Raw genomic sequence first — 25094 nt, forward strand, 5'->3', positions numbered from 1 at the left:
AACGAAACCGGTTTTGGCAGATTTAGCCCCTGATTCCCAAGGGAGGACAGGATGGACAGCCTGACGATACAGGACGCTTTCGAGCCCTACTATGCCGGCCGCGGCCGAATTGCCGCACGCCAGGACAAGCGGCTGCCAGCCCGGGACGACACCAGCCTGACCAAGCAGGCCGCGATTGCCTTGCCGACGGATGTCAGGCTTTCCGACAACAAACCCGACAGCACGACGGAGCACTGACCGGACGATGCCCAATCGCTTCGATATTTTCATCACCCGTCTCGAAACGAAAAACGCGCGCCACGGCGTGCCGCTATCTCCCATAGGCGACCAGCACCGAGGGCGCCGCGACAAGGACGACGCCAAGCCGGTGCGCTCCGGAGAGTCCCACGCCGAGAAGGATCGCGGAAAGCATCGCCACAAACACGACGCCTGATCCGGTTCAGATCGGCGAGACGACAGTTCATCGTCGTGGGCGGAGCAAGGCGCGACGCAGCGCATGCCCGCGAGCAACACGGGCCTCGGTCAGCCGAAAGGCACTCAGCCCCCCAGCGCCCGATCCAGATCGGCGATCAGATCGTCGCCATCCTCGATCCCCGCCGACAGCCGTACCAGCGAATCCGATATGCCGATCTCCGCCCGCTTCTCGGCGGGAATGGAGCCATGCGTCATCAGCGCCGGGTGCTCGATCAGGCTCTCCACCCCGCCAAGACTTTCGGCCAGCGTGAACAGCTGCGTGCGTTCGAGAAAGCGTTTGGTGCCGGCAAGATCGCGATCGAGCACAGCCGTGATCATGCCGCCGAAGGCATGCATCTGCTGGACCGCGATGGCGTGCTGGGGATGGCTGGCGAGGCCGGGATAGATGACGCGGCGCACATCTTTTCGCGCTTCCAGCCACTGCGCGATCTTCAGGCCGTTGGTGGAATGACGCTCCATCCTCAGCGCCAGGGTCTTCAAACCGCGCAACGCCAGAAAACTGTCGAACGGGCCCGATATGGCGCCGATGGCGTTCTGCAGGAATTTCAGCCGGTCGGCCAGATCCTTGTTGTCGCCGACCACGGCGACGCCGCCGACCATGTCGGAATGGCCGTTCAGATATTTCGTCGTCGAATGGACCACGATGTCGATGCCGAGCTCCAGCGGCCGCTGGATGTAGGGGCTGCAGAAGGTGTTGTCGGCGACGGACAAGATCCCCTTGCGCTTCGCCAACGCCGCGACGCCTTCGAGATCGACGATGCGCAGCAATGGATTGGTCGGCGTCTCGACCCAAAGCATTTTTGTTTCCGGCCGGATCGCGGCTTCAACCGCGGCCAGATTGGTGAAATCGACGAAAGAAATCCGCAGATTGGCCGAGCGCTTGCGCACCCGCTCCATCAGCCGGAACGAGCCGCCATAAATGTCGTCGGTGGCGACGATATGCGCGCCGGAATCGAGCAATTCGAGCACCGTGGCGATCGACGCCAGGCCGGAAGCGAATGCGAAAGCCGCCGAGCCGCTTTCGAGATCGGCCACGGCGCGCTCGAAGGCGAAGCGCGTCGGGTTCTGGCTGCGGGCATATTCGAAACCCTTGTGCAAGCCGGGCGACTGCTGGCCATAGGTCGAGGTGGCGTAGATCGGCACCATCACCGCACCGGTGAGCGGGTCGTGGCTCTGGCCGCCATGGATGGTGCGCGTCGAAAACGCCAGGCGGTTCTTTCCGGATGTTGTCATCGTGCGCGCCTCAGATGGTTGATCAGGTCGATGCGGGTAATCAGGCCGACGAACTCGTCGCCGTCGAAGATGATGGCAACCTCGTTGCGGTCGAACACCGGCAGCAGCGCGTCCAGCGTCTGGCTGGCCTGCAGCGTGTGCAGGTTCGAGGTCATGGCTGTGCGCACCGGGCCGTTGAAGCGCTCCCAGCGCCCGTCATAGGGGCCGTCGACATGGGCAAGGATGTCGCTCTCGTCGACGATGCCGACGAGTTTGCCGTTGTCGAGCACCGGCAGTTGCGAGACATCGGAGCGGCGCATGCGTCCATAGGCGTTGAGCAGGCTCTCGTCCGGCCCGACATAGACAGTGTCGCCGGTACGGTGAGTGCGCATCACGAGGTCACGCAGGTCGCCATGCTGTTCGTGTTCGGCCAGTCCCTGTTCCGCCAGCCAGAAATCGTCGAACACTTTTGACAGGTACTTGTTGCCGCTGTCGCAGACGAAGGTGACGACGCGCTTGGGCACCGTCTGTTCGCGGCAATAGCGCAGCGCCGCCGATAGCAGCGTCCCGGAGGAAGAACCGGCCAGGATGCCTTCCCGGGACAACAGATCCCGCACCGCCAGCATGCTCTGCTTGTCCGTGATGGAATAGGCCTTCTTGACCAAAGACAGATCGGCATTGGGCGGCACGAAATCCTCGCCGATACCTTCCACGGTCCAGCTTCCCGCCTCTTCCATCTTGCCGGTCTTGATCAGCGGCGCCAGCACCGAGCCGACCGGATCGGCCAGCACCATCTCCGTCTTCGGCGACACCTCGGCGAAGTAGCGGCCAAGCCCGGTCAGCGTGCCGCCCGAGCCGACGCCGACCACCACCGCGTCGACATCCCCGTCAAGCTGCGAGAAAATCTCCGGGCCGGTGGTCGTCTGATGCGCCAGCGGGTTGGCCGGATTGGCGAACTGGTTGGCGTAGAAGGCGCCGGGCAGTTCGGCGGCGATTTTTTCCGCCATGTCCTGGTAATATTCGGCATGGCCCTTGCCGACATCGGAACGCGTCATGCGCACTTCCGCGCCGAGCGCGCGCAGATGCTGGATTTTCTCGCGCGACATCTTGTCGGGCACGACCAGGATGATGCGGTAACCCTTGGGAATGCCGACCTGGGCGAGGCCAAGGCCGGTATTGCCGGCTGTCGCCTCGACGATGGTGCCGCCGGGCTTCAGCTTGCCCTGTTTTTCGGCCGCTGCGATCATCGACAGCGCGATACGGTCCTTGATCGAGCCGCCAGGGTTCTGGCTCTCGAGCTTGATGAACAGCCGGCATTTTCCGGTGTCGAACTTGGTCAGCTCGACGATGGGCGTCTGCCCGATCAGATCGAGCAACGACGCATAGGGCGGCCGGAGGCGCGAGAGCGCCCTATCCGAGGAGGCACTGTCGGCCGTGGTTTTTCTATGCTCACTCATGTCGGAGCCTCCATGGGTCAACCCTAGCGTCTTTTCCAGCCGATCGCAGTTGGAAAGAAGATAGATCGTGCCAATCCGGTGGCCAGACGGGGAATGAAATTCCATGGGGCCGTCATCCAGGCGAGGCGAGGCGGTGCCGACCGAAACGCCAGCGAGACAGCGCCAAGCCGTCGGACTGGACGGCGGCATGATCCGGTCCAGCGAAGGCGTCGCAACCTGATCACCGGCCAGCAGAATTTTTCCGGCGCCGAGACCGCGCGCGCCGTGTGTGAGGCATTTGGGCTGAACGCCATCCCTCCGGCTGGTAGCTGGAGGGACTTCAGTCTTAGTTGAGCAATAGCTAATATATATGTAGCTTGGTCGTGCGGGGGACGATCCCAATCGAAGCCTAACCCGCGATGGCCGGTGCGATCTGCTTCCAACCCAAGCATCCCCGCACCGGCCATTCTTTTGGTCCGAGGGCATAGGAAAGCACTGGCTCGAAACCGGGCTGAGGAGGCATTGGGTCACTCGACGGAAGGAAGATCGCGCCTTTTGGCAGGCCGATTCGCATCCCCATTACCGCGGTCCATATCAAGCCACGTATATCTCGATTGACTAAAGTAATGGAACGTCCAATGGACAAGCACGGAACGTTCGAAGACCCCTCGGACCAAGGCCTGCTAGCGCGCAAGACTTTAGTCCTGCCGTTTTATAGTTAAGAACGGAAGTTGTTCAGACCGATATAGGGCCGCTCAGGACGAATACCAGACTACGCCCAGCCGAATATGGTGCGATCACGGAAGACGCTCGCGGCTTAAGGCGGGCACCACTTGCCAAAGACAATCGCCGCCTGGGATTGTCTACCCCAGCAACCGCTTGCTCAGCCTGGCGCACTGGACTCGGATATCGGGAATGGCGTCGATCTCGAAGAAGGTGCCGCGCGTCAGCGGGCCGACGGCGAGAATTTTTCGCGAAACGGTGCCATCGGCGGCGATGATCTCGCAATTGGCCGAGACGTCGAGGCCGATGCGCAGCGGGTCCGGCCGCGCCAGGCCGCGGTCGACCAGCGAGCGCACCACGCTGTTCGACGAGGTCGAGATGTCGCGCACGATACCGGAGCAATCATAGATGCGGGCGACGCCGAATGTTTCGAGGCGCTGGGTGTGGCGCGACTGGACCTCCACCGCGAAACCGTCGCCCGGCGTGACGGCGACGACGCGCCCGGCGAGCGGCCGGATGCGGCCCGATTGCACGGCCTCCGTCACCCTGGCGTAGACCTCCGGTGCCATGCGGTGACGATGGATGTCCCACCAGGCCTTGGTGTGCTCGACAAAGCGGCGCTTGGCCGAGGCCGGCCAGTTCTGCCAGATCTTCTGGTTGAAGGGGCGCAGGCCGTCCACCACGTCGCGCCAGTCGACGCCGGCCTTCTGGTTCTGACGGATGAGGTCGCGGAACCAGCCGACGAAATAGGAGAGCTGGGTGCCGAGCGGGATGTCGGCGACGTCGAGCTTGATCGGATTGCCCTTGCGGTGCGGCGAGGGCAGCAGGCCGCGCCGCGACACCGCGATGATGTCGCCGCGATGGCCGCGCTGCTCCAGGGAAAGGAATGCATCGACCATGCTCAAGCCCGTGCCCAGCACCAGGATCCGGCTGTCTGGATCGAGCGCGGTGTCGGCTTCCGAGCCCATCCGGATCGCGTGGCCCTGCGCGGGCTGTTCGTCATGGCCGGTGGCGAGCACGGCAAGATGGGCGACCACGCTGGTGCCGTTGGCGAGCGCCACCTCGACCCCGGACGCCGTCGGCGTGATCGACAGGCTCTCCTCGCGGATCAGGCGCAGCCGGCCGGTCTCGCGCTCGCGCGTTTCCAGGTCGTCGAGCAATTCCTTGAGATAACGCGCATAGAGGCTGCGCGGCGCATAGACCGGAGCCTGTTCCGGTGTCGCAAGCCCCCGCTCCAGCAGCCAGCGCCAGAAATTGCCGGGATCGTCGGCATAGGCGCTCATGCCTGCGGCGCTGACATTCAGCACATGCGCCGACAGCAGCGTCGAATAGGCAATGCCCTGGCCAAAATGCGGGCGTTTTTCGATCAATGTGACGCGCAGGTCCGGATTGGGCGATTTGAGCAGATGCGCGGCCAGCACGACGCCGCTGGCGCCGCCGCCGACGATGATGATGGAACGGGTCGGGTTGGTTCGCCCGGTCATGCGCAAGCGAGCCCCATGCGAAGTGCCGGCTTCAGGCCTGGACCTTCACCGCGACCGACAGGTCGTTCCGCACCACCGGCAGGTCGTCCCTCGCGACCGGGAGGTCGTCGGCAATGTCGCGCATCTCGGCGAGGCTGCGCTGGTCGAGCACCTCGGCGATCGCCTGCCGGACTTCCAGCATCAGATGTCGGACTTGGCATGTCGCCTCGTTGCAGTCTTCACAGCGCTGATACTGTGTGCGGCTGGCGCAGGGGATCGGAGCCAGCGGCCCGTCGAGGACGCGCACGACGTGGCCGACCTTGATCTCGTCGGCGGGCCGGGCCAGGCGATAGCCGCCCTCCTTGCCCTTCCGGCTCTGGACGAAGCCGGCATTGCGCAGCTCGCCCAGTATAGCGTCGAGGAATTTCTTCGGGATGTTGTTGCCGGTCGCGATATCGCCGACGAAGGCGAGCCGTCCGGCCGGCATGTGCGCGAGATGGACGAGCGCCTTGAGGCCGTACTTGCCTTTTTTGGTGAGCATGAACCGAACGTTTCTCTGTCGTGCGATGGCCTTAGGCCATCCGTTGCGAAACGCCTCGCGTGCCTCCCCGCCGCGCCGAAGCCTCCATGACACATAAATTCCAGTGACATGATATACAAGCCAATTGCGGTTGATCTTGCTTGATTTTCAACTCGTTGCGGCGATTTTAGGCCCGCCTTGTGATTTCGAGGACACAGACGCCAGGGTTGCTCGCATGACGGCCCGCGGCTGGGAACCGACGACGCCAGCGATCTCCACCATACGCTTGGGATGGCCTGTCATCGGCACCTCGCTCCTATGTTCATAAGGTTACTATACTTAAGTGCCGGCACGTGGAACCTCATTCTAAATTCCGTGCCATTCGAAGCATTAGTTGCTGGAGATCGGGAAAACCCGGAATTCTGGTTTGAACCTCTCTGTATCTGCAACGGTCGAGGTCGAGCCCTCGGGCAAAGTTGATGGGCTCGCCGCTCTTGGACGACGGCAACCGTCACTTCCGCCGTGGCGGCCCGCCGCCAGTGGCTTTTTTCCAACAAGCTCTCCTTCCTTGGAAGGATTTAACTCTACAAGAACCATGGAATTAGCGAACTATGGACATGCAATCCGGTTTTCCCTTTTCATGGAGCCCTTTGATGCCCACCATTTCGCGACGCATTCTCCTTCTGTCGTCGGCCGCCCTCGCCGGCGCCGCCTTCCTCAGCCCGGCGGTCGCCGAAGACCTGAAGATCACCATCGGCTACCAGACGGTGGTCGAACCCTCGAAAGTGCCGCAGGCCGACGGCGCCTATGAAAAGGCGACCAAGGCCAGCATCGACTGGCGCAAATTCGATTCCGGCGCCGATGTCATCGCCGCGGTCGCCTCTGGCTCGGTCGATATCGGCTATGTCGGCTCGAGCCCGCTGGCGGCCGCCGCCAGCCGCGAACTGCCGATCCAGACCATTTTCGTCGTCGGCCTGATCGGGCAATCCGAGGCGCTGGTCGCCCGCAACGGCGCCGGCATCGAGAAGGTCGCAGACCTCGCCGGCAAGAAGGTCGCCGTGCCGTTCGTGTCGACGACGCATTACAGCCTGCTTGCCGCGCTCAAGCACGAGAATGTCGATCCGAAATCGGTCCAGATCCTCAACCTGCGGCCGCCGGAAATCGCCGCCGCCTTCGCGCGCGGCGACATCGACGCCGCCTATGTCTGGGACCCAGCGCTGGGCCAGATCAAGACATCCGGCAAGGTGGTGCTGGATTCCTCGCAGGTCGCCGCCTGGGGCGCGCCAACCTTCGACGCCTGGATCGTGCGCACCGACTTCGCCGAGAAGAACCCGGAAGCCGTGCGCGACTTCGTCAAGGTGACGGGCACCGCCTATGCGGACTATCTCGCCAAGCCCGACGCCTGGTCGGTGTCGTCGTCGCAGGCCGTCGCGATCGCCAAGCTCACCGGCGCCAAGCTGGAAGAGGTGCCGGAGCTGCTCAAGGGTTATGTCTTCCCCACCCTGGAAGAGCAGGCATCCGGGAAGTTCCTCGGCGGCGGTACGGTCAGTGCGATCGCGGCGGCATCCGCCTTCCTCAAGGAGCAAGGCAAGGTCGACGCGGTGCTGCCGGACTATTCGAAATACGTCACTTCGAAATACGTCACCGAGGCGCTGGCCTCGAACTGACGCCTCGCACACGCGGCTCTCCTTCCCTGACGCCGCGTGTTGCCTGTCTCGAAGCCGCAGACGAGGCGCGGTTTTGGGGCCGGCGGATATTCTTCCAATCGGCGAGGGCCCATGCCGCATCTCGTGCTCGACAAGATCTCCATCCACTATGACGGCCAGCCGGCACCCGCCGTCGAGCACGTGTCGATCGGCGTTGCCAAGAACGATTTCGTCGTCCTTGTCGGCCGCTCCGGCTGCGGCAAGACCTCGCTGCTCAACGTCGCCGCCGGCCTGGTCATACCGGCGCGCGGCAGTGCCACGGTCAATGGCAAGCCGATCACCGGGCCCGGTTCGGACCGGGCCGTGGTGTTCCAGAACGATGCGCTGTTTCCGTGGCTCACGGCGCGCGAGAACGTCGCCTTCGCGCTCAGGCTGCGCGGAGCGAGGCCAGCCGAACGGGCGCGCCGCGCCGATGAACTGTTGGCGCTGGTCAAGCTCGCTGAAGCCGGCGACAAACGCATCTGGGAGCTGTCCGGCGGCATGCGCCAGCGTGTCGGCCTTGCCCGGGCGCTCGCCGCCGAACCCGAATTCCTGCTGCTCGACGAGCCGCTCGGCGCGCTCGACGCGCTGACGCGCGAGCGCATGCAGACGACGCTGCTCGACCTTTGGACGGCAAGCCATGCCGGCGTGCTGATGGTGACGCACGGCATCGAGGAGGCGCTGGTGCTCGCCACCCGCATCGTCGTGCTGGCGCCCGGCCCGGGCCGCGTGGTGCGAACCTTCGAGCCGAGCTTCTCCAGGCGTTACGCGGCAGGCGAGCCCATTCGCGCCATCAAGGCCGATCCGGCCTTCGCGGCGGCGCGCGGCGAACTGACCGACGCGATCTTCGAGGGAGAGGCGGCATGACAATTTCCTCCTACACCGAACGGCCCGGTTCAAGGACAGACGAAACCGACGGCCTGTCGGTGCCCTGGTCGAGGCCACGGGCGAAACGGACGGGCGTTTCGGCCCGCATGGTCAGCGCCGCCACCATCCTGGCGGTGCTCGCGCTCTGGACACTGTCGGCCCGCCTGCAACTGGTGTCGCCGGTGTTCCTGCCCTCGCCGCTTGCCGTGTGGAACAAGTTCATCGTGGTTATCAGCGACGGCTTCGTCGACGCGACGCTGCCGCAGCATGTCGTCGCCAGTCTGGGCCGCGTCTTTGCCGCGCTGGTCGCCGCCATCCTGGTCGGCGTGCCGGTGGGGCTCGCCATAGGCATCAGCACGGTGGGGCGCGGCATCTTCGATCCGCTGCTCGAATTCCTGCGGCCGATCCCGCCGCTGGCCTACCTGCCGCTGGTCATCATCTGGTTCGGCATCGGCGAGCCGTCGAAGATCCTGGTGATCGCCATCGCCATGCTAGCGCCGGTCGCGCTGTCGACCGCCTCGGGCGTCCGCGGCGTCTCGCGGGAGCGCGTCAACGCCGCGCGTTCGCTTGGTGCGACTCGACGCCAAGTGGTCCGCCACGTGATCCTGCCCAGCGCCCTGCCCTCGATCCTGACCGGCCTGCGCATCGCGCTCGGCGCCGGCTGGTCGACACTGGTCGCGGCCGAGCTGGTGGCGGCAACGCGCGGGCTTGGCTTCATGATCCAGTCGGCGGCCCAGTTCCTCGTCACCGACGTGGTGATCATGGGGATATTGGTGATCGCCGCCATCGCCTTCGTGCTCGAATTCACCATCCGCCGCATCGAGCGCGTGCTGGTCCCATGGGCGGGGCGGGAATGATCGGAAAAGGAGAATGACGATGACCCATTCCACCGCCGTGTTGTTTGCCCATGTCGGCGCCTGGCTGCTCGGCCTTGCGTCCGACGAGAACGCGGCAAGTGACGACAGCCCGCGCTCGCCGGCGCCGGTCCATCTCCGCGCCGGGCGCGATCGCCTGCCACCTCGCGACGAGAGTTTTTACTGGGCCTGGCAGTACTGGTCGCAGTGAACGCAGTCGCCACGGGCGGCGCGCTCAGCAGCGGGCGCGCTTGCTCGAAAATCAACCATGCCCACGGTTCGCCCATACCAGGCCGGCCAGGCCGACCAGCATGGCGGAAAGTCCGATATAGAGCCATTGCGATTGGCCGGTCATGAAGCTGCCGCCGACCACGCCGATCCCTTGCAGCGACCACAACGCACCGATCGCCAGCACAATCAACGCCAGCAGATTTTTGGTCAGTCTCATTGTCGGATCTCGCTTTCCCAGTCGATCGAGAGCGGCGCCACAGCCGCGATGAAAGAGCCAAAGGAAGTGGCTCGATCCCAGCGGTTTCTACTTGGAGATTAATCCCGGATCTTGTCAAACGGATCTCGGATATCGGCACGAACATCATCGATAACTGATGAAATCTGGTCCGAAAATCCCTGACAAACTGTTACCCCCTGACTCCAAACGTGTGATCTTGCCATGGAACCGCCAGATCACTGCCGCATTTCCTGCCTTATTTCCCACCTAACGGCTTGGGTCTGTCAAAAACGGAGCCATCCCCCAAATATGAAGACCACGAAACAGACCGCGCTTGTCGCGGTAACGATCGCTGCTGGCCTGATGGTCGGCGCCTCCGCCACTTCGGCAACCGCCGCCGCCGGCCAGTGTGGCCGCGCTTCCTGGTACGCGCTGCACTCGAGGACCGCATCGGGCGAGCGTATGAACCCCTCGGCGATGACCGCCGCCCACCGCACGCTGCCTTTCGGCACCAAATTGCGGGTCACCAACAAGAACAACGGCCGCAGCGTCGTCGTGCGCATCAACGATCGCGGTCCCTTCATCAAGGGCCGGGTGCTCGACCTGTCGAAAGGCGCCGCCGGCCAGCTCGGCTTCATCGGCTCCGGGCAGACCTCCGTCTGCATGGCGCGCGTCTGATCTGATCGTCTCCTGACCATGATCCCTTCCCGACCGCAGGACCATCATGGTCAGGTCGCCGCGAAAGCCTGACACATATCCTACACATTTCGGCACTGCACATTGAGCCGGCTGGGCCGGCCGTGCCGGGTTTTCAAGGCTTTCGGCGAAAGAAGCATTGGTCACGCCATGTGACGTATTGCATCGCAGCAATTAGTTGTTAACTTCCCCGCGAGACATCTAGGGCTCGGCGCTGATCGTCGTCCCTTCGGTCGCGGGGTAACGTATGTTCTACCAGCTCTACGAAATGAACCACGCGGCCCTGCAGCCGGCGCGGCTCTATGCCGACGCGGTCCGGTTGTTCTACTCCAACCCGCTCAACCCCGTTTCGCATACGCCCTGGGGCCGTTCGATCGCGGCCGGCGCCGAACTGTTCGAGCGCACCACGCGCCGCTACGGCAAGCCGCGATTCGGCCTGGCCAAGACGGTGGTCGACTGGAAGAGCGTCGCGGTCACCGAGAAGACCGTCTGGTCGAAGCCGTTCTGCAATCTCGTCCGGTTCGAGCGCGCCGTTCCCCCCGGGCGCAAGGCCGACCCGAAGCTTTTGATCGTGGCGCCGATGTCGGGCCATTATGCCACGCTGCTGCGCGGCACGGTCGAGGCGATGCTGCCCTATGCCGATGTCCATATCACCGACTGGGTCGACGCCCGCATGGTGCCGCTGGCCGATGGCAGCTTCGATCTCGACGACTATATCGACTACGTCATCGACATGCTGCACACGCTGGGTCCGGACACGCATGTGATGGCCGTGTGCCAGCCTTCCGTGCCGGTGCTTGCGGCGGTGGCGCTGATGGAGGCGAAGGGCGATCCCTTCGTGCCTTCGACGATGACCCTGATGGGCGGGCCGATCGACACCCGCCGCAACCCGACCGCCGTCAATCTGCTGGCCGAGGAAAAGGGCATCGACTGGTTCCGCGACAACGTCGTCATGCGCGCGCCCTGGCCAGTGCCGGGCTTCGGCCGCGAGGTCTATCCCGGTTTCCTGCAGCTTTCGGGCTTCATGAGCATGAACCTCGACCGCCACATCATCGCCCACAAGGAATTCTTCATGAACCTTGTGAAGCACGATGGCGACAATGCCGAAAAACACCGCGACTTCTATGACGAATATCTGGCGGTGATGGATCTGACGGCGGAGTTTTATCTGCAGACGGTGGACACGGTCTTCGTGCGCCATGCGCTGCCCAAGGGCGAGATGACGCATCGCGGCACCAGGATCGATCCGTCCGTCATACGCAACGTTGCCCTGTTCACGGTCGAGGGCGAGAACGACGACATTTCGGGTCTTGGCCAGACCAAGGCGGCGCAGGATTTGTGCGTCAACATTCCCGCCGACAAGAAGGCCCACTACATGCAGCCGGCAGTCGGCCATTACGGCGTCTTCAACGGCTCGCGCTTCCGCTCCGAGATCGTGCCGCGCATCGTCGACTTCATCACCAGCTATGGCCGCCAGAACCGCGTCGCGGTGAAGCCGAAGCTGGTCCGCACCGCCAAGCGGTAGGCGGTTTTGAAACGGAACCGGACGCGGGTCCGATTTTGTTGCACAAGTGCCGCTCTGCCTCCCCGCGGGTAACCATGCTGCAAATCAGGCCGATGTCGTAATTGACACGGAGTGTAAATCGCCCTTAACGTTTCGTTAACAACAGGGCGAGCGGGGACAATGAATTCCTCAACCATGCGAAGGCTGCGCGTATGCGCGGCAGCAGGGCTGGCGTTAACGGGGGGCTGGATGGCACCGGCCTGGGCTTCGGGCGCCATGGCGACCGGGGGCCTCACCTCGCAGCCGATCGGCCACTACGATTTCTGCAAGCAGCGTCCGGGCGAATGTTCGATCCGCCCGGCCAATCTCGCGCCGGCGGTGCTGACCGACGGGTTGATGCGCAAGCTGGTCAACGTCACCGCCAGGGTCAACGCCGCCGTCAAGCCGATGAGCGACATGGACATCTACGGCAAGGACGAGGTCTGGGCCTATCCGGACAAGGGCGTCGGCGACTGCGAGGACTATGTGCTGGAGAAGCGGCGCCAGCTGTCCCGCATGGGCATGTCGCTCGCCGATCTCCTGATAACCGTGGTCCGCAAGCCCGATGGTGAAGGCCACGCCGTGCTGACGGTGCGCACCGACGGCGGCGACTATGTGCTGGACAATTTGACCGACAAGGTCAAGTCCTGGGACCAGACCGGCTACCGCTTCCTCAAGCGCCAGGCGATCGACAACACCGGCCGCTGGGTCTCGATCCGCGGCGGCCAGCAGGTTCTGGTCGGCTCGGTGCAGTAGGGCCATAGCGGGGCACCTGCCTGAGGCGGCGCCACCCCGGCGCTGCCATACCGTTACATTCTGCACGTTGCGAAGCTCGCAGATCGCGGCATGGATCCTCGGGGCTGCGCGTCCGCTTCGCTCCCGCTCTGCCCGTGGATGATGAACCGTGGAGGTTCCGCAATCTATGGGGCTTCTGCCATTGCCGCACTGCCTTGACCCACGGCTCCCTTGGGGGCCTCCAGAAAATTTCCGCATCCCTCCGTGAACCATTTCCGTTCGCCCGGCGACACATAGCCGTGAACGATAGAAACCAAATCATGGAGACTTCAAATGACTGCTTTTCTGCGCAACACGCTTCTCGCCGTCGCCGCCGTTTCGGCGCTCACCGGATCAGCTCTGGCCGGACAGACCATTCCAAGCTGCGCCAACAGCAACCTCAACGATTTGTGGGCCGGCCGCTGTTGCGGCGAGGCCGGCGCGTCGGACTGCCTGGGCGGTGGCAATGGCGGCCAGGGCCATGGCGACCATGGTCGCGGCGGCAATGGCGGCAGCACGGCCGGCAAGAATTGATCGCACCACGGCTGCCCGCTGGCTGCTCGCCGGCGGGCACTGTCTTCTACGATCGCCGGCCCAATGCGGCGCGGATCGACGCGGTGATGCGCAGAAGCTCGGCCTCGTCGAGTTTCTCGATGGTTTCGGCCAGAAGATTGGCAAGTTCGGTGGCGGCGGGGGACAGGCCTGACGTATCGAGTTTCACCCGCGGATGCGAGGTTTCGGCCAGCCGCGCCAGCTCCTCGGCATCGTCCCAGATGATGTTGAAATAACCGATGATCTTCTGGATCAGCGTCCAGGTCGGCGCGCCGCGCCGGCCGTGCTCCAGCGCCGAGAGATAGGCGGCGCTGACGCCGATCGCCGCCGCCATGTCCTTCTGGCGGACGCCGCGCTCGGCCCGCAGCGCCCGCAGCCGCTCGCCGAACGGCGTCATGAGCGCGCCCGCCGCAGCCTGATATAAAGCGCGCCCGAGCCGCCATGGTTGCGGGCGGCATGGTCGTGGCTGGAGACCAGCGGCCGGAACGCCGGTGTCGACAGCCAGGCCGGGACGGCGCGCCGCAAGATGCCATCGCCGCCCGAGGAAGACCCCTTGCCGGTGATGACCAGCACATAGCGGACGCCGCCGGCATGCGCCCGGTGCAGGAACGAGAACAGCAGCGAATAGGCCTCGTCCTGCGTCATGCCGTGCAGGTCGACGCGGCCCTCGATCGGCAGCCGGCCTTTTTGCAGCTTGTCCAGCGTCGGCTCGTCGAGCCGGTGCGTGACATGCTGGATTTTCGGTTTTGCAACAGCCGTCGCGTTGGCGGCGGGCTGGACCGGCTGCGCCGGCGCCGGCCTGGCATCGACGGCCATGTCCGGAATGTCGACCGCGGCGCGGCCCTTGAGCGGCTTGGCGGTGCGCGCCACCAGGTTCCACAGCACCCGGTCGTCGTCGCTGAGTTTATCGCCGCGCTTGCTCATCTCGCGCCCCCGGCCAGCGCTCGCGGCACCAGCGCATAAAAATCGGCGGCGTCGCGCACCACGCCGGCGATCTCGCCGGCGGCATCGCCCGAGCCGGCGAACAGGTCCCCACGCGCCGGCCCTGTTATGGCCGAGCCGGTGTCCTGCGCGATCATCAGCCGCCGGAACGGGTTTTTGTCGAAGGCGGTGAGCGTCGGCGCGTCGATGTAAAAAGGCGTGCCGAATGTGTGCAGCAGCCGGTCGACGGCCATCGAGCGGCCCGGCGTCAGCGGCACCTTGGCGGCCGCGATCGGGCCAAGCGCGGCATCATCCACTGCAGCCTCGCGGAAGAAGATGTAGGAGCGGTTCTGCCACAGGATCTCGTCGACCCGCCCAGGATGCGTCTTGAACCAGGCGCGGATCGACTGCATCGTCACGTCGGCCAGCGGGATTTCGCCGAGCCCGCCCAGGATTTTGCCGGGCCCCGTAAAGCGCTGGCCTGACTTGGCGGCGTAGGTGACGCGGCAAAGCCGCCCGTCCGTCATGGCAAGCCGGCCCGCGCCTTGGACATGGATGAAGAAGGCATCGACCTTGTCGGCCAGCCAGGCAATCTCCAGCCCCTGGCCGGCGAGCACGCCACGCTCGATCGCGCCACGGTCGGGATATTCGGCCAGGCCGTCGGCGGTCCGGCGCGCGAAGGCGAGGTAAGAATCCATCCCGGCGGGCCGGTTGGCGTCGTCGACATCGACGAGATCGGCCGGCCGCGACAAGAGCGGCACGCGGAAACGCTCCGTCCGCACCGGCGAGGCCTCGACTTGCGGTTCGTAGAAACCGGTGACGAGGCCGGCGCCAGTTTCGGGCCGGACCAGCATGGGGACAAAATGGCGCTCGAAGAAGGCGCGCGCTTCGGACGAACTGGCGGCGGGGGCTTCGCGGGCCTGCGCATAGGCCTCGGCGAAGGCGCCGAAGTCGACGCCCAGCGCGCCGCTGCGATAGGGTTTTACCGGCACATGGAAGGCGGACCGGGCAAAGGCGGCGAAAGCCGGCAGATGGTCGTCGTCGCCCCAGCCGGGCAGGTCGCCGAAGGACCTTTCAACAAGGAGAGGCGACAGCGACACCGGAGCCTGCCTTTGCCGGACTCAGTCTTCTTCTTCGGTGGCGACGAGCTTCCAGTTCGGATCGCGCGAGCGTGTGTCGCGGGCGAAGGTCCAGACATCCTTGACCTCGGCCACCGTCTCGGGATCGCCGTCGATGACCGTACCGGCCTGGTCGCGCGTCGCCGAGATCAGCTCGCTGATGATGCGCAGCGTCACATGCGCCTCGCCGCCCTTCATCTCGGCCGAGACGATGTCGGCCTTGTCGATGCCGACGAAGGAGGACTGGATCTTTTCCGACTTGGCCTCGCGCTCGCCGATCGCGGCGACGAAGCCGTCATAGACCTCACGCGACAGAAGGTTCTTCAGCGTTTTGCGGTCGCCGTCGGCATAGGCCATGACGATCATTTCGTAAGCCATCTTGGCGCCGTCGACGAACCCCTTGGGATCGAAGGACGGGTCATTGTCCTTGATCGCGCGCAGGCCCTTGTTGAGATCGGTGTCGGGCTTGGCGAAGGCGTCGATGGCCGTGTAGGCGTCGGCCGGCGCCGGCTCGCCGGGCGCCCGCTTGCGCGGCAGCGAAACGACATTCTCGGGCTTCTGCGTGGCGTCCTTGTCGGTGCGCGCCGCCGTGTAGGGGTCGAAGGGCGGCCGCTCGCTACCGGTCCGGCGGCCCAGCACGTTGCGCAGCTGGAAGAAGATCACCACCGCCGCGATCAGGAAGAAAATCGTGCCGAAGTCGAAGAAGCCCATATTTTCCGCCAATCAATCCCTGCCTCTAGGCCGGACCGTCCAGCCCAGCAGGCCGCGGTCGCATAGCGTTCACCATTCAAAGCATATAGAACGCAAGGCGCAATCATTCAAATCAAAGGCAGGCATACCTATCTAACAGCCTCCGTGCCAGCGGCGATTGGCCGCCAGCGGGACAAAACAATCGAATGATCGGTAAAGACTTGCGCATTTCGCTGCTTCCCCTCTTTCTCCTCGCGCTTCCGCTGCTGGAAATCGCCGGTTTCGTCGTCGTCGGCCGTGAGGTCGGCGCGCTGGCGACGGTCGGACTGGTGCTGGCCTCGAGCTTCGCCGGCGTGCTTTTGCTGCGCCACCAGGGTTTCGGCGTCATGAGCCGCATCCGCGCCGAGATGGCCGCCGGCCGCGACCCCAGCGGCCAGCTCGCCCACGGCGCCATGATCGTGGTCGCGGCGGTGCTGCTGATCATTCCCGGTTTCATCACGGACATTGTCGGCCTGCTCCTGTTCCTGCCGCCGGTGCGCGACCTTGCCTGGAGCAGGCTGAAGGGCCGCATCGTCGTGGCCAGCAATTTCTCCACCGGCGGCTTCCGCCGGCAGCGCGACAAGGTCATCGACCTCGACGACGGCGACTATTCGCGCGAGGACGACCTCAAGCGCGGCCCCGACCACAATTCGCCGTGGCGGCGGCTGAAGGACGATTGAGACTGCATCGATATTCAGGTGATGCCGGTCTGCAAAGGGCGGCTTCCTGCGCTTCCGGTGCTCACGTACTTCAAGTACGCTCCGCTCCGGTTCTCGGAAACCACCCTTTTCGCCTCGGCCTGACCTGAATCTCGATGCAGTCTGGGTCCGCTCCGGTCACACGGCGGCAAACCTTGTCTTGTCATGCCGGCCATGGTAGCGAACGCCCGATTTCATTCGGTCAGCCCCGATTCAATTCGGTGAGCGAGACTGCCCAGGGGAAAAGGATAGTGGCTCATGGCCAGCAATGATGACGCGCCGGTCGGCGCCAATGGCAACGGCAACGCGGCACAGCCGTCGCTCAACGTGCTGGCCCAGTATGTGAAGGACCTGTCCTTCGAAAGCCCCGGCGCGCCCAACTCGCTGCGCGGCCGCGACAAGGCGCCCGGCATCGCCATCAACGTCAACGTCAACGCCAACCCGCTCTCCGACAAGCAGTTCGACGTCAATCTGACGCTGAACGCCAAGGCCTCGTTCGACCAGGAAGTGCTGTTCAACGTCGAGCTGGTCTATGGCGGCGTCTTCGCCATTTCGGGTTTCCCGCAGGAGCACATGCTGCCGATCCTGTTCATCGAATGCCCGCGCCTGCTGTTCCCCTTCGCCCGCCAGATCATCGCCGAGGCGACACGCAATGGCGGCTTCCCGCCGCTGATGCTGGACCCGATCGACTTCGCGCAGATGTTCCAGCAGAAGCTGGCCGAAGACCAGGCCGCGTCCTCCAAGACCCAGGTGAGCTGATCCTCGGCTGACAGGCATCGCTTGAAAAACCCGGCCTCGCGCCGGGTTTTTTGTTCTGGTGGATTGACCGATCGCGCCATGGGTCGACCCCCACTCCGTCGAGCTTCGCTCGACACCTCTCCCCCGATCGACGGGGTAGAGGAAAGGCGCGACCTCGCCAAGCGCGTTCCTTCCTCTCCCTCCGGAGGGGGGAGAGGTGGCTCGGCGAAGCCGAGACGGAGTGGGGGAAGCCGCTGGTGAAACGCGAAGCCGCAGGCAAACGCATCGCTCTTGCTCGCAATCCGACCGATCCCCTGCGGGGGAGATGGCTAGCAGACAAGAGGTGGTGCGCCCAGGTCCGTCCACCCCTGCGGAGCATCGCACAAGTCCTGCGGATTCCAGAACATTCCGCCGCGTCACCCAGCCCTATCATTCCCTCTCAGGCAATGGCGCCCCGGCGGTCGCAGCCGCGCCGCGTCGGCTTGTCCGCCGGGGCGAGCCTGTTTCCGTGCAGGCCGTCGTCCCAAAACCGCTGGGCAATTTTGGGCATGCACCAACAAAAGAGGGAACGACGATGAAATTCATGCTGACCGACCGCAAACTTCACCCGCGCGCCAAACCTGTCGCCGACGATTTCAGGACGGGCGGCATCAGCCGCCGCGAATATCTGGCGCTGATGGCCGGCCTCGGCGTCAGCGCCGCCGGCGCTTTTGCGCTGGGCGGCATCGCCCCGACGCCCGCCCGCGCCGCCGAGCCGAAGAAGGGCGGCACGCTGCGCGTCGCCATGAACGTCAAGGGATTCAAGGACCCGCGCACCTTCGACGGCGTCGAAATGTCCAATATCGCGCGCCACTGCAACGAATATCTGGTGCGCTGGAACACCGATTTCTCCTTCGAGCCCTGGCTGCTCGAAAAGTGGGAGATGAGCGACGACGCCAAAACGCTGACGCTGCATGTGCGCAAGGGCGTCACCTGGTCGAACGGCGACGCCTTCAACGCCGACGACGTCGTCCACAATCTCACCCGCTGGTGCGAAGCCGGCGTTGCCGGCAATTCGGTCGCCGCGCGCATGGGCGCGCTGGTCAATGCCGACACCAAGAAGGTGGTCGATGGCGGCATCGAGAAGGTCGACGACTACACCATCAAGCTCAACCTGCCGAAGCCGGACATCTCGCTGATCGCCGGCATGGCCGATTATCCCGCGTTGATCATGCACCGCTCCTATGAGGGCGACGGCGACCCGATGAAGGCGCTCGCGATCACCACCGGGCCGTGCGAGCTGGTGAAATGGGACGCCGAGACGGCCGCGGAGGTCAAGCGCAGGGACAAGCCCTGGTGGAAGGGCGAGTTCTACCTCGATGGCATCCAGTGGATCGACTACGGCTCCGACCCTAACGCCATGCTGTCGGCCTTCGAATCCGGCGAGATCGACACCGATCACGAGACCGCCTCCGACGCCGTCTCGCAGACCGACAAGATGGGGCTGAAGAACTCCGAGATCGCCACCGGCTCGACCATCGTCGCCCGCTTCAATGTCGCCAACGCGCCCTATGACGACGTCAAGGTACGCCGCGCCGCACAGCTCGCGGTGGACAATTCCGCCGTGCTGAAGCTCGGCCTCGATGGCCGCGGCAAGCCCGCCGACAACCACCATGTCGGCCCGATGCACCCCGAATATGCCGATATCGGTCCGGCCAAGCGCGATGTCGAGGCAGCCAAGAAGCTGCTCGCCGAGAGCGGCAAGGCGGACCATGAATACGACCTGATCTCGGTCGATGTCGAATGGCAGAAGAGCACCGGCGACGCCATCGCCGCGCAGATGCGCGAGGCGGGCCTCAAGATCAAGCGCACCGTGCTGCCCGCCGCCACCTTCTGGAACGACTGGAGCAAGTTCCCCTATTCCTGCACCGAATGGCTCGGCCGCCCGCTCGGCGTCCAGGTGCTGGCGCTGGCATATAAATCGGGCGCCGCCTGGAACGAGAGTGCCTACGCCTCGAAGGAGTTCGACGAACTGCTCGACAAGGCGCTCGCCATGCCCGACCCCAAGGCCCGCAAGGAGATTATGGCCAAGATCGAGCAGAATTTGCGCGATTCAGGCATCATCATCCAGCCCTACTGGCGCTCGGTCTACCGGACCTACCGCAAGGGCATCGAAGGCTGCGAACAGCACCAGGCGCTGGAGCAGCACTTTGAGAAGGTTTGGATTGAAAGTTGAGGTTTTGGCCAGTCGTGGTTCCTCTCCCTCCGGAGGAGGGAAGAGGTGGCGCTGCGAAGCAGCGACGGAGTGGGGGACGGCGTCCGCAAAGTCAAAATCGAGTCGGGATTTGGGGATAGCGGCTAGTCCAGCGTGCGCCTATCGCAGGTCGGCGCTGACTTTCCTGTCGCGGGCGGAGGAAGGTACCAACCTGCGAAGGTCAGCACCGGGAATTCCGGCGGGGCGGAGCGCCTTTGGCCCACACTCAAATCATTCAGGGAAGATGGCCGGCGCGCATGCCGGTGAGACAATTGCCTGAGCCCCGCGCCGGCCACTAGCGACCTTACAAAGGTCCGCCGCCCGATTTGTGTACCGGCCCCGCGCCGCGCGATCAACCGAGGCGGATGCTTGGTATGAATTCGTACCAACCCTGCCGTGGGATTTGTCGCGGGAGAGCGATGGGCGGCAGCAGGCCTGCCCTTTCCCGGGAACGTTCTAGCGCGGGCAGACCGACACTGGACACGCGACAGCCGTCACGGCCGAAAGCCTCTCGCGCTTGCTCAGCGTCGGCTTCGCATAGATCTTTTTCACGGATAGTCCCCCAATTGCCCGCCTCCAATGACGCATGTGTGGAGCTGATGTCAATACGGCGGCCGTGGTTCGGGGGGACCGTTACTATTGCCGAGGTCGGCGCCGCCCCTCACTGTCCTGCCGGACGTTCGTCGTTCGAAAACCCAAGCAATTGGCTTTTCGTCCGCTGCGCGACCACTTCTCAACTCCCCGTAAACGGGGCGAGAGTAGCTGGCCGCAACGCCGGCGCTTTTCTTGCAACGATGGCGATTGGCGAAAGTGTCAATGACAGCGCCCCTCTCCCCGTCCCTATACGGGGAGAGGATGCCGGCAGGCAGGTGAGGGGCGGCGCCGGCGCCTGGAGCCGAGCCGCTAGGCGTGCCGAGAACCCCTTAGCAAAGTCCAGATCCAGCCGGCGAAGGTCGCCACCAGGAAGGGATAGCCTGCCGCCGGCAGGGCACGCTGGCCTGTAGTCCCGCCGCATTGCCGAACAGAAGCAGGCTTTCGCCGGCGAGGAAGGTCAGGAACCCTGCCACGACGCAATCATTGCCCAGCCGCCGGTATTTCATGGTGGGCAAGGCCGTCGCCATGACGAGCGCCACGCCGTCGATCGCCCATAGCGTTTCGCGCAGCGCATCGCTGGCGACAAAGGTGCCGGCAAGGCCGAAGATGCCGCCGATGGCGAGGCCGAGAGAGACGATGGTGTCTGAGGTGAGCGCATGTGAGGTCTCCTCGGAGGCGGGAGGATCCGTCAGGGCGAGGAGGGTCAATCGCAACGGGAGGCGGGGACACCAATGCCTCTGTTTGAGCTTTCTATTCCGAGTTGTCCCCTAGTTATCTCAAGCGTGGCCTGTTTTGAGATAAGCGTAACGGGCTGTTATTGCTTGCTATTTAAAATAGCCTGTGTATGTTCCTGTTTTGTTCCAAAAAGTAGCCTTGACGAGATTCCTAACGAATGTCTGAACAAAGGTACTAGATACGATACCATGAGCGCCGTCGCACAATTTGATTTTGGATCCTTAGAGCCCATTTCTCCATGGGTCGAAATGGGTGCATATGAAGCCCTTTGGCTTGAGCAGGGCGCGACATTTAAGTCCATTTCAGAAAAATTCGACACGTCGCCTTACTCAATACCGTCAGACTTTGTTCCAACTCGTGATGCGCTGAAATATGCGGACCTGGCAGACGAGCGAATACGAAGTTTCGGTCCTACCCCTTACGGTGTTCGCATTCATGGTGCTGGCGAGTATCCTAAGAAAATACGGGTGGCCAAACATCCAGTCGAATTGCTGTATTATCAAGGATTTTGGGCACTATCTGAACGCCCCTCTATAGCGGTGGTAGGTACCAGGAATCCAAGCTCCGACGGAATTTCAAGGGCTCGCCGAATTGTCGAGGCGCTCATTGCCCACAAAATAATTCCGGTATCAGGGCTTGCAAAAGGAATCGATACTGCTGTCCATCAAACCGCGATCAATCTGAAGTCTCCTACAATAGCGGTAGCTGGGACCCCTATTTCGTCCGCCTACCCAAAAGAAAATGCTGATCTTCAACATCAGATAGCCCGGGAGCATCTGCTTATTTCTCAGGTTCCAGTAGTCGCATATCGAACAATGCCTCTCTCAAAAACCCGAACCTTTTTTCCAGAGCGAAACGTTACTATGAGCGCGTTGACTGACGCGACTGTGATCGTTGAGGCTGGCGAAACCTCCGGAACCTTGATTCAGGCCAAAGCCGCCCTTGAGCAAGGCCGCCCTCTCTTTATCCTTGAAAGCTGCTTCTTACGAAACGATATTACTTGGCCGCATCGATTTGAAGAATTGGGTGCTATAAGAGTCTCTGATATCGAAGATATTTTCGCAAATGTCAGTTCGATTTACCAAGATAGATAATCTGACAAGGAGCCAGCATCGATTTCTCGATGAGAACGATGATTGTTCATTCATCGGCGAGTTCACTGCAAGAAAAGGCTATAGTCACAGCGAGACCAATAATCGAATAATTAGCTTTAAAATGAAGCCGAGTATTCGACTGCAAGCTCCATATCGCTATAAGCATAAGGGCAGCGCAATTGATTATTGGGCTCGACAGCTATCTTCCGCAATGCCCGTGTCGGAAGCTACAAAGGCCATATGGGTGCCTATTCCGGGAAGTTGTCCCGTGGGTAATCCGGAGTATGATGATCGTTTGCTCCGTCTGCTGCATCGCGCTTATAGCAATCGAATTCAGATCGTGGAGTTGCTCAGCCAGTTAGCTCAACGAGTTGCCGCACATGACTCTGACGCGCGACCCACTCCAGAAGTGCTAATCGACAATTGGGTCACCGATTTCTCGCTCCTGCCGGTAGGCAGATACAATTTTGTCGTTTTCGATGATGTTTTGACTCGTGGTGCTTCCTTCAAAGCCGCAAAGCGCGTGCTCTCGAACCAATATCCTGGGTCTGCCGTTTCTGGCGTGTTCCTCGCCCGGACCGTTCACGACGATGGCCCAATGTTTGACTTTGAAATTTTGGCTGGTTTTGATGAGTGACGTTGCAAGAGGCAAAGACCGCTAGAAGACGAATCGCGCTATGTTCACTTTCTGTTCGAATGTGGCGGATATGGCAAAGAACAGAGGTGACGACTATCGCAGGGGTTCGGTAACCGGCAGAACGCAGTTTCAGCACAAGAACGGACGACTGGCAAAAGCGCGACGAGCGAACCGGCCAATTCATGGAACGCAAGTCCACGGAAGGTCCGCTAAAAGGCGTAGCGAAAGTGCCGGACGGCCGGGACACCGAGAACTCCTGACATGCACTGTGGGCGCATAGCCTCCACCGCACCGCCGCGCTGGCGGGGGGCCCGCTGCCTCCGCAGCTCCCCCGCTTTCGAAGCCTGCCATCGATTCACTGGATCGATGGCTTGGCGCGCGTTGCGCGCCAACCGGCTTCTCAATCGCCCATCTTCAGCGCCTGGATAAACGCCTCCTGCGGGATATCCACCTTGCCGAACTGGCGCATCCGCTTCTTGCCCTCTTTCTGCTTGTCGAGCAGCTTGCGCTTGCGCGAGACGTCGCCGCCATAGCACTTGGCGGTGACGTCCTTGCGGAGCGCCGATATGGTTTCGCGGGCGATGACCTTGCCGCCGATGGCGGCCTGGATCGGGATCTTGAAGAGGTGATGCGGGATCAGCTCCTTGAGCTTCTCGACCATCTGGCGGCCGCGCTTTTCCGCCGCCGTGCGGTGCACCAGCATCGACAGCGCGTCGACCGGCTCCTCGTTGACCAGGATCGACATCTTCACCAGGTCGCCCTCGCGGTAGTCGGTCAGGTGATAGTCGAACGAGGCGTAGCCTTTCGAGATCGACTTCAGCCGGTCGTAGAAGTCGAAGACGACTTCGTTGAGCGGCAGGTCGTAGATCAGCATGGCGCGTTTGCCGACATAGGAGAGGTCGGCCTGGATGCCGCGCCGGTCCTGGCAGAGTTTCAATATGCCGCCGAGATAGTCGTCGGGCGTCAATATGGTGGCGCGGATCCACGGCTCCTCGATGGCCGAGATCTTCACGACGTCGGGCATGTCGGCCGGGTTGTGCAGTTCCTTCATCGAGCCGTCATTGAGGAGCAGCCGGTAGACGACCGAGGGCGCGGTGGCGATCAGGTCGAGGTTGAACTCGCGCTCCAGCCGTTCCTGGATGATTTCGAGATGCAGCAGGCCAAGGAAGCCGCAGCGGTAGCCGAAGCCGAGCGCGGCGGAGGTTTCCATTTCATAAGAGAAGGAAGCGTCGTTGAGGCGCAGCTTGCCGACGGCGGCGCGCAGATCCTCGAAATCGGCGGCGTCGACAGGGAACAGGCCGCAGAACACCACCGGCTGCGCCGGCTTGAAGCCGGGCAGCGCATGCGCGGTCTGGCGCTTATCCTCGGTGATGGTGTCGCCGACGCGGGTGTCGGCCACTTCCTTGATTGAGCCGGTGAAGAAGCCGAACTCGCCGGGGCCGAGCTCGTCGACATTGATGCGGGCGGGCGTGAACACGCCGGTGCGCTCGACCAGGTACTTGGCGCCGGTGCCCATCATGCGGATGGTCTGGCCCTTCTTCAGCACGCCGTCGATGACGCGCACCAGCACGATGACGCCGAGATAGGCGTCGTACCAGCTGTCGACCAGCATCGCTTTGAGCGGCGCCGTGGCATCGCCCTCGCGCGGCGGCGGCAATTGGTGGACGATGGCTTCCAGCACGTCGGGAATGCCGAGGCCGGTCTTGGCCGAGATCAGGACGGCGTTGGAGGCGTCGATGCCGATCACCTCCTCGACCTGCTCGCGGATGCGCTCGGGCTCGGCGGCCGGCAGGTCGACCTTGTTCAGCACCACGACGATCTCGTGGTTGTTGTCGATGGCCTGGTAGACATTGGCCAGCGTCTGCGCCTCGACGCCTTGCGAAGCGTCGACCACCAGCAGCGAACCCTCGCAGGCGGCGAGCGAGCGCGACACTTCATAGGCGAAGTCGACATGGCCGGGCGTGTCGATGAGGTTGAGGATATAGTCCTCGCCATTGTTGGCGCGGTATTTCAGCCGCACGGTCTGCGCCTTGATGGTGATGCCGCGCTCGCGCTCGATGTCCATCGAGTCCAGCACCTGCTCCTTCATGTCGCGCAGCTCCAGCCCGCCGGTGGACTGGATCAGGCGGTCGGCAAGCGTGGATTTGCCATGGTCGATATGGGCGACGATGGAAAAATTCCGGATGTGGTCGAGGGGCGTGCTCATGCCGCGCGCTTTAGCAGGGGCGGCAAGCGGCGGCAAGGCTTGGCGCCCAAGGGCTGCCTTGCCGCTCACAAAGCGGTGAGATCGGCGAAAAAATCGAAAAACCCGGCCTACGGGCAAAGAATGCATAAACTTTGATCGGTCACA

At 63.3% G+C, this 25094-nt stretch carries 26 protein-coding genes; 15 read left to right on the top strand and 11 right to left on the bottom strand.

The window, feature by feature from the left end:
* Positions 1-51 precede the first annotated feature (51 nt).
* Complete coding sequence (locus FJ954_RS02480; protein WP_015314718.1) at positions 52-237, top strand: hypothetical protein; 186 nt, start codon at positions 52-54, stop codon at positions 235-237.
* A 7-nt stretch (positions 238-244) separates the two neighbouring features.
* Entirely contained in the window at positions 245-433 is a 189-nt protein-coding gene (locus FJ954_RS02485; protein WP_140660304.1) for a hypothetical protein, read from the top strand.
* 104 nt (positions 434-537) lie between these two features.
* On the opposite strand, the gene FJ954_RS02490 is transcribed toward FJ954_RS02485, so the two are convergent.
* The 4 genes from FJ954_RS02490 to FJ954_RS02510 form a co-directional block, all read right to left on the bottom strand.
* The gene (locus tag FJ954_RS02490) at positions 538-1707 is read right to left on the bottom strand and encodes a PLP-dependent aspartate aminotransferase family protein (RefSeq protein ID WP_140660305.1); all 1170 of its coding nucleotides are present in this window, start codon (positions 1705-1707) and stop codon (positions 538-540) included.
* On the bottom strand, positions 1704-3143 hold the full coding sequence (locus FJ954_RS02495; protein WP_140660306.1) for a pyridoxal-phosphate dependent enzyme: 1440 nt from the start codon (positions 3141-3143) through the stop codon (positions 1704-1706). Before FJ954_RS02495 ends, FJ954_RS02490 begins: the two co-directional genes overlap by 4 nt.
* A gap of 842 nt (positions 3144-3985) precedes the next feature.
* Positions 3986-5329, bottom strand: a complete 1344-nt coding sequence (locus FJ954_RS02505) for an FAD/NAD(P)-binding protein (RefSeq protein ID WP_140660307.1) — start codon at positions 5327-5329, stop codon at positions 3986-3988.
* A gap of 31 nt (positions 5330-5360) precedes the next feature.
* On the bottom strand, positions 5361-5849 hold the full coding sequence (locus tag FJ954_RS02510) for an Rrf2 family transcriptional regulator (protein WP_140619852.1): 489 nt from the start codon (positions 5847-5849) through the stop codon (positions 5361-5363).
* A gap of 632 nt (positions 5850-6481) precedes the next feature.
* On the opposite strand from FJ954_RS02510, the gene tauA reads away from it, so the two are divergent.
* From tauA to FJ954_RS02530, 4 genes are all read left to right on the top strand, one after another.
* A complete protein-coding gene (gene tauA, locus FJ954_RS02515; RefSeq protein ID WP_140660308.1) occupies positions 6482-7495 on the top strand; it encodes a taurine ABC transporter substrate-binding protein in 1014 nt (337 codons plus the stop codon).
* Between the two features lie 111 nt (positions 7496-7606).
* Positions 7607-8380: a taurine ABC transporter ATP-binding protein gene (locus FJ954_RS02520; protein ID WP_140660309.1), complete on the top strand. Its 774-nt coding sequence runs from the start codon at positions 7607-7609 to the stop codon at positions 8378-8380.
* Positions 8377-9237, top strand: coding sequence for an ABC transporter permease subunit (locus tag FJ954_RS02525; RefSeq protein WP_140660310.1), 861 nt, complete (start codon positions 8377-8379; stop codon positions 9235-9237). Before FJ954_RS02520 ends, FJ954_RS02525 begins: the two co-directional genes overlap by 4 nt.
* A 19-nt stretch (positions 9238-9256) precedes the next feature.
* Entirely contained in the window at positions 9257-9445 is a 189-nt protein-coding gene (locus FJ954_RS02530) for a hypothetical protein (protein ID WP_015314727.1), read from the top strand.
* Positions 9446-9496: 51 nt separating this feature from the next.
* Here FJ954_RS02530 and FJ954_RS31435 read toward each other — a convergent pair whose 3' ends face one another.
* On the bottom strand, positions 9497-9682 hold the full coding sequence (locus FJ954_RS31435; protein ID WP_181177732.1) for a hypothetical protein: 186 nt from the start codon (positions 9680-9682) through the stop codon (positions 9497-9499).
* 309 nt (positions 9683-9991) lie between these two features.
* On the opposite strand from FJ954_RS31435, the gene FJ954_RS02540 reads away from it, so the two are divergent.
* From FJ954_RS02540 to FJ954_RS02555, 4 genes are all read left to right on the top strand, one after another.
* Positions 9992-10360 (top strand): septal ring lytic transglycosylase RlpA family protein, encoded by a 369-nt coding sequence (locus FJ954_RS02540; RefSeq protein ID WP_015314729.1) that lies wholly within the window; start codon positions 9992-9994, stop codon positions 10358-10360.
* A 265-nt stretch (positions 10361-10625) separates the two neighbouring features.
* On the top strand, positions 10626-11903 hold the full coding sequence (locus FJ954_RS02545) for a polyhydroxyalkanoate depolymerase (protein ID WP_140660312.1): 1278 nt from the start codon (positions 10626-10628) through the stop codon (positions 11901-11903).
* A 159-nt stretch (positions 11904-12062) separates the two neighbouring features.
* Complete coding sequence (locus tag FJ954_RS02550) at positions 12063-12677, top strand: transglutaminase-like cysteine peptidase (protein ID WP_140619860.1); 615 nt, start codon at positions 12063-12065, stop codon at positions 12675-12677.
* Positions 12678-12989: 312 nt separating this feature from the next.
* A complete protein-coding gene (locus FJ954_RS02555) occupies positions 12990-13229 on the top strand; it encodes a hypothetical protein (RefSeq protein ID WP_140660313.1) in 240 nt (79 codons plus the stop codon).
* A 46-nt stretch (positions 13230-13275) separates the two neighbouring features.
* Here the strand turns inward: FJ954_RS02555 and FJ954_RS02560 are convergent, their stop codons facing one another.
* Genes FJ954_RS02560 through FJ954_RS02575 form a run of 4 tightly spaced genes read right to left on the bottom strand, consistent with a single transcriptional unit; the run spans position 13276 to position 15997 of the window.
* Positions 13276-13644: a helix-turn-helix transcriptional regulator gene (locus FJ954_RS02560; protein WP_140660314.1), complete on the bottom strand. Its 369-nt coding sequence runs from the start codon at positions 13642-13644 to the stop codon at positions 13276-13278.
* Positions 13641-14171 (bottom strand): Smr/MutS family protein, encoded by a 531-nt coding sequence (locus tag FJ954_RS02565; RefSeq protein WP_140660315.1) that lies wholly within the window; start codon positions 14169-14171, stop codon positions 13641-13643. The genes FJ954_RS02560 and FJ954_RS02565 overlap by 4 nt, the downstream gene beginning before the upstream one ends.
* Entirely contained in the window at positions 14168-15268 is a 1101-nt protein-coding gene (locus FJ954_RS02570) for a murein transglycosylase A (RefSeq protein WP_140660316.1), read from the bottom strand. The genes FJ954_RS02565 and FJ954_RS02570 overlap by 4 nt, the downstream gene beginning before the upstream one ends.
* A 21-nt stretch (positions 15269-15289) precedes the next feature.
* Complete coding sequence (locus FJ954_RS02575) at positions 15290-15997, bottom strand: Tim44/TimA family putative adaptor protein (protein ID WP_015314736.1); 708 nt, start codon at positions 15995-15997, stop codon at positions 15290-15292.
* A 200-nt stretch (positions 15998-16197) separates the two neighbouring features.
* On the opposite strand from FJ954_RS02575, the gene FJ954_RS02580 reads away from it, so the two are divergent.
* From FJ954_RS02580 to FJ954_RS02590, 3 genes are all read left to right on the top strand, one after another.
* Positions 16198-16695, top strand: a complete 498-nt coding sequence (locus FJ954_RS02580) for an FxsA family protein (protein ID WP_140619896.1) — start codon at positions 16198-16200, stop codon at positions 16693-16695.
* A 276-nt stretch (positions 16696-16971) separates the two neighbouring features.
* Entirely contained in the window at positions 16972-17472 is a 501-nt protein-coding gene (gene secB, locus FJ954_RS02585) for a protein-export chaperone SecB (RefSeq protein WP_015314738.1), read from the top strand.
* Between the two features lie 553 nt (positions 17473-18025).
* Positions 18026-19666 carry an ABC transporter substrate-binding protein gene (locus FJ954_RS02590; RefSeq protein WP_140660317.1) on the top strand — a complete coding sequence of 547 codons (1641 nt, stop codon included), beginning with the start codon at positions 18026-18028 and terminating at the stop codon, positions 19664-19666.
* A 941-nt stretch (positions 19667-20607) separates the two neighbouring features.
* On the opposite strand, the gene FJ954_RS02595 is transcribed toward FJ954_RS02590, so the two are convergent.
* On the bottom strand, positions 20608-20991 hold the full coding sequence (locus FJ954_RS02595; protein ID WP_246681006.1) for a hypothetical protein: 384 nt from the start codon (positions 20989-20991) through the stop codon (positions 20608-20610).
* A gap of 210 nt (positions 20992-21201) precedes the next feature.
* On the opposite strand from FJ954_RS02595, the gene FJ954_RS02600 reads away from it, so the two are divergent.
* Together FJ954_RS02600 and FJ954_RS02605 are read left to right on the top strand one after the other, a co-directional pair.
* The gene (locus tag FJ954_RS02600; RefSeq protein WP_140660318.1) at positions 21202-22107 is read left to right on the top strand and encodes a DNA-processing protein DprA; all 906 of its coding nucleotides are present in this window, start codon (positions 21202-21204) and stop codon (positions 22105-22107) included.
* Positions 22079-22744 (top strand): hypothetical protein, encoded by a 666-nt coding sequence (locus tag FJ954_RS02605; RefSeq protein ID WP_140660319.1) that lies wholly within the window; start codon positions 22079-22081, stop codon positions 22742-22744. Before FJ954_RS02600 ends, FJ954_RS02605 begins: the two co-directional genes overlap by 29 nt.
* Positions 22745-23144: 400 nt before the next feature.
* On the opposite strand, the gene lepA is transcribed toward FJ954_RS02605, so the two are convergent.
* Positions 23145-24950, bottom strand: a complete 1806-nt coding sequence (gene lepA / locus FJ954_RS02615) for a translation elongation factor 4 (protein ID WP_140660320.1) — start codon at positions 24948-24950, stop codon at positions 23145-23147.
* Positions 24951-25094: the final 144 nt, after the last annotated feature.

Source organism: Mesorhizobium sp. B2-3-15, from assembly GCF_006442875.1.
GTDB classification, from domain to species: domain Bacteria; phylum Pseudomonadota; class Alphaproteobacteria; order Rhizobiales; family Rhizobiaceae; genus Mesorhizobium; species Mesorhizobium australicum.

Excerpts from the sequence above, each read along its gene's own strand:
- secB (WP_015314738.1), top strand. The coding sequence starts at position 16,972 with ATGGCCAGCAATGATGACGCGCCGGTCGGCGCCAATGGCAACGGCAAC.
- FJ954_RS02575 (WP_015314736.1), bottom strand. The coding sequence starts at position 15,997 with ATGGGCTTCTTCGACTTCGGCACGATTTTCTTCCTGATCGCGGCGGTG.
- FJ954_RS02590 (WP_140660317.1), top strand. The coding sequence starts at position 18,026 with ATGAAATTCATGCTGACCGACCGCAAACTTCACCCGCGCGCCAAACCT.
- FJ954_RS02555 (WP_140660313.1), top strand. The coding sequence starts at position 12,990 with ATGACTGCTTTTCTGCGCAACACGCTTCTCGCCGTCGCCGCCGTTTCG.
- FJ954_RS02560 (WP_140660314.1), bottom strand. The coding sequence starts at position 13,644 with ATGACGCCGTTCGGCGAGCGGCTGCGGGCGCTGCGGGCCGAGCGCGGC.
- FJ954_RS31435 (WP_181177732.1), bottom strand. The coding sequence starts at position 9,682 with ATGAGACTGACCAAAAATCTGCTGGCGTTGATTGTGCTGGCGATCGGT.
- FJ954_RS02545 (WP_140660312.1), top strand. The coding sequence starts at position 10,626 with ATGTTCTACCAGCTCTACGAAATGAACCACGCGGCCCTGCAGCCGGCG.
- FJ954_RS02520 (WP_140660309.1), top strand. The coding sequence starts at position 7,607 with ATGCCGCATCTCGTGCTCGACAAGATCTCCATCCACTATGACGGCCAG.
- FJ954_RS02605 (WP_140660319.1), top strand. The coding sequence starts at position 22,079 with ATGTCAGTTCGATTTACCAAGATAGATAATCTGACAAGGAGCCAGCAT.
- FJ954_RS02490 (WP_140660305.1), bottom strand. The coding sequence starts at position 1,707 with ATGACAACATCCGGAAAGAACCGCCTGGCGTTTTCGACGCGCACCATC.
- FJ954_RS02510 (WP_140619852.1), bottom strand. The coding sequence starts at position 5,849 with ATGCTCACCAAAAAAGGCAAGTACGGCCTCAAGGCGCTCGTCCATCTC.
- FJ954_RS02480 (WP_015314718.1), top strand. The coding sequence starts at position 52 with ATGGACAGCCTGACGATACAGGACGCTTTCGAGCCCTACTATGCCGGC.
- FJ954_RS02505 (WP_140660307.1), bottom strand. The coding sequence starts at position 5,329 with ATGACCGGGCGAACCAACCCGACCCGTTCCATCATCATCGTCGGCGGC.
- FJ954_RS02485 (WP_140660304.1), top strand. The coding sequence starts at position 245 with ATGCCCAATCGCTTCGATATTTTCATCACCCGTCTCGAAACGAAAAAC.
- FJ954_RS02550 (WP_140619860.1), top strand. The coding sequence starts at position 12,063 with ATGAATTCCTCAACCATGCGAAGGCTGCGCGTATGCGCGGCAGCAGGG.
- lepA (WP_140660320.1), bottom strand. The coding sequence starts at position 24,950 with ATGAGCACGCCCCTCGACCACATCCGGAATTTTTCCATCGTCGCCCAT.
- FJ954_RS02565 (WP_140660315.1), bottom strand. The coding sequence starts at position 14,171 with ATGAGCAAGCGCGGCGATAAACTCAGCGACGACGACCGGGTGCTGTGG.
- tauA (WP_140660308.1), top strand. The coding sequence starts at position 6,482 with ATGCCCACCATTTCGCGACGCATTCTCCTTCTGTCGTCGGCCGCCCTC.
- FJ954_RS02600 (WP_140660318.1), top strand. The coding sequence starts at position 21,202 with ATGAGCGCCGTCGCACAATTTGATTTTGGATCCTTAGAGCCCATTTCT.
- FJ954_RS02530 (WP_015314727.1), top strand. The coding sequence starts at position 9,257 with ATGACCCATTCCACCGCCGTGTTGTTTGCCCATGTCGGCGCCTGGCTG.
- FJ954_RS02495 (WP_140660306.1), bottom strand. The coding sequence starts at position 3,143 with ATGAGTGAGCATAGAAAAACCACGGCCGACAGTGCCTCCTCGGATAGG.
- FJ954_RS02525 (WP_140660310.1), top strand. The coding sequence starts at position 8,377 with ATGACAATTTCCTCCTACACCGAACGGCCCGGTTCAAGGACAGACGAA.
- FJ954_RS02540 (WP_015314729.1), top strand. The coding sequence starts at position 9,992 with ATGAAGACCACGAAACAGACCGCGCTTGTCGCGGTAACGATCGCTGCT.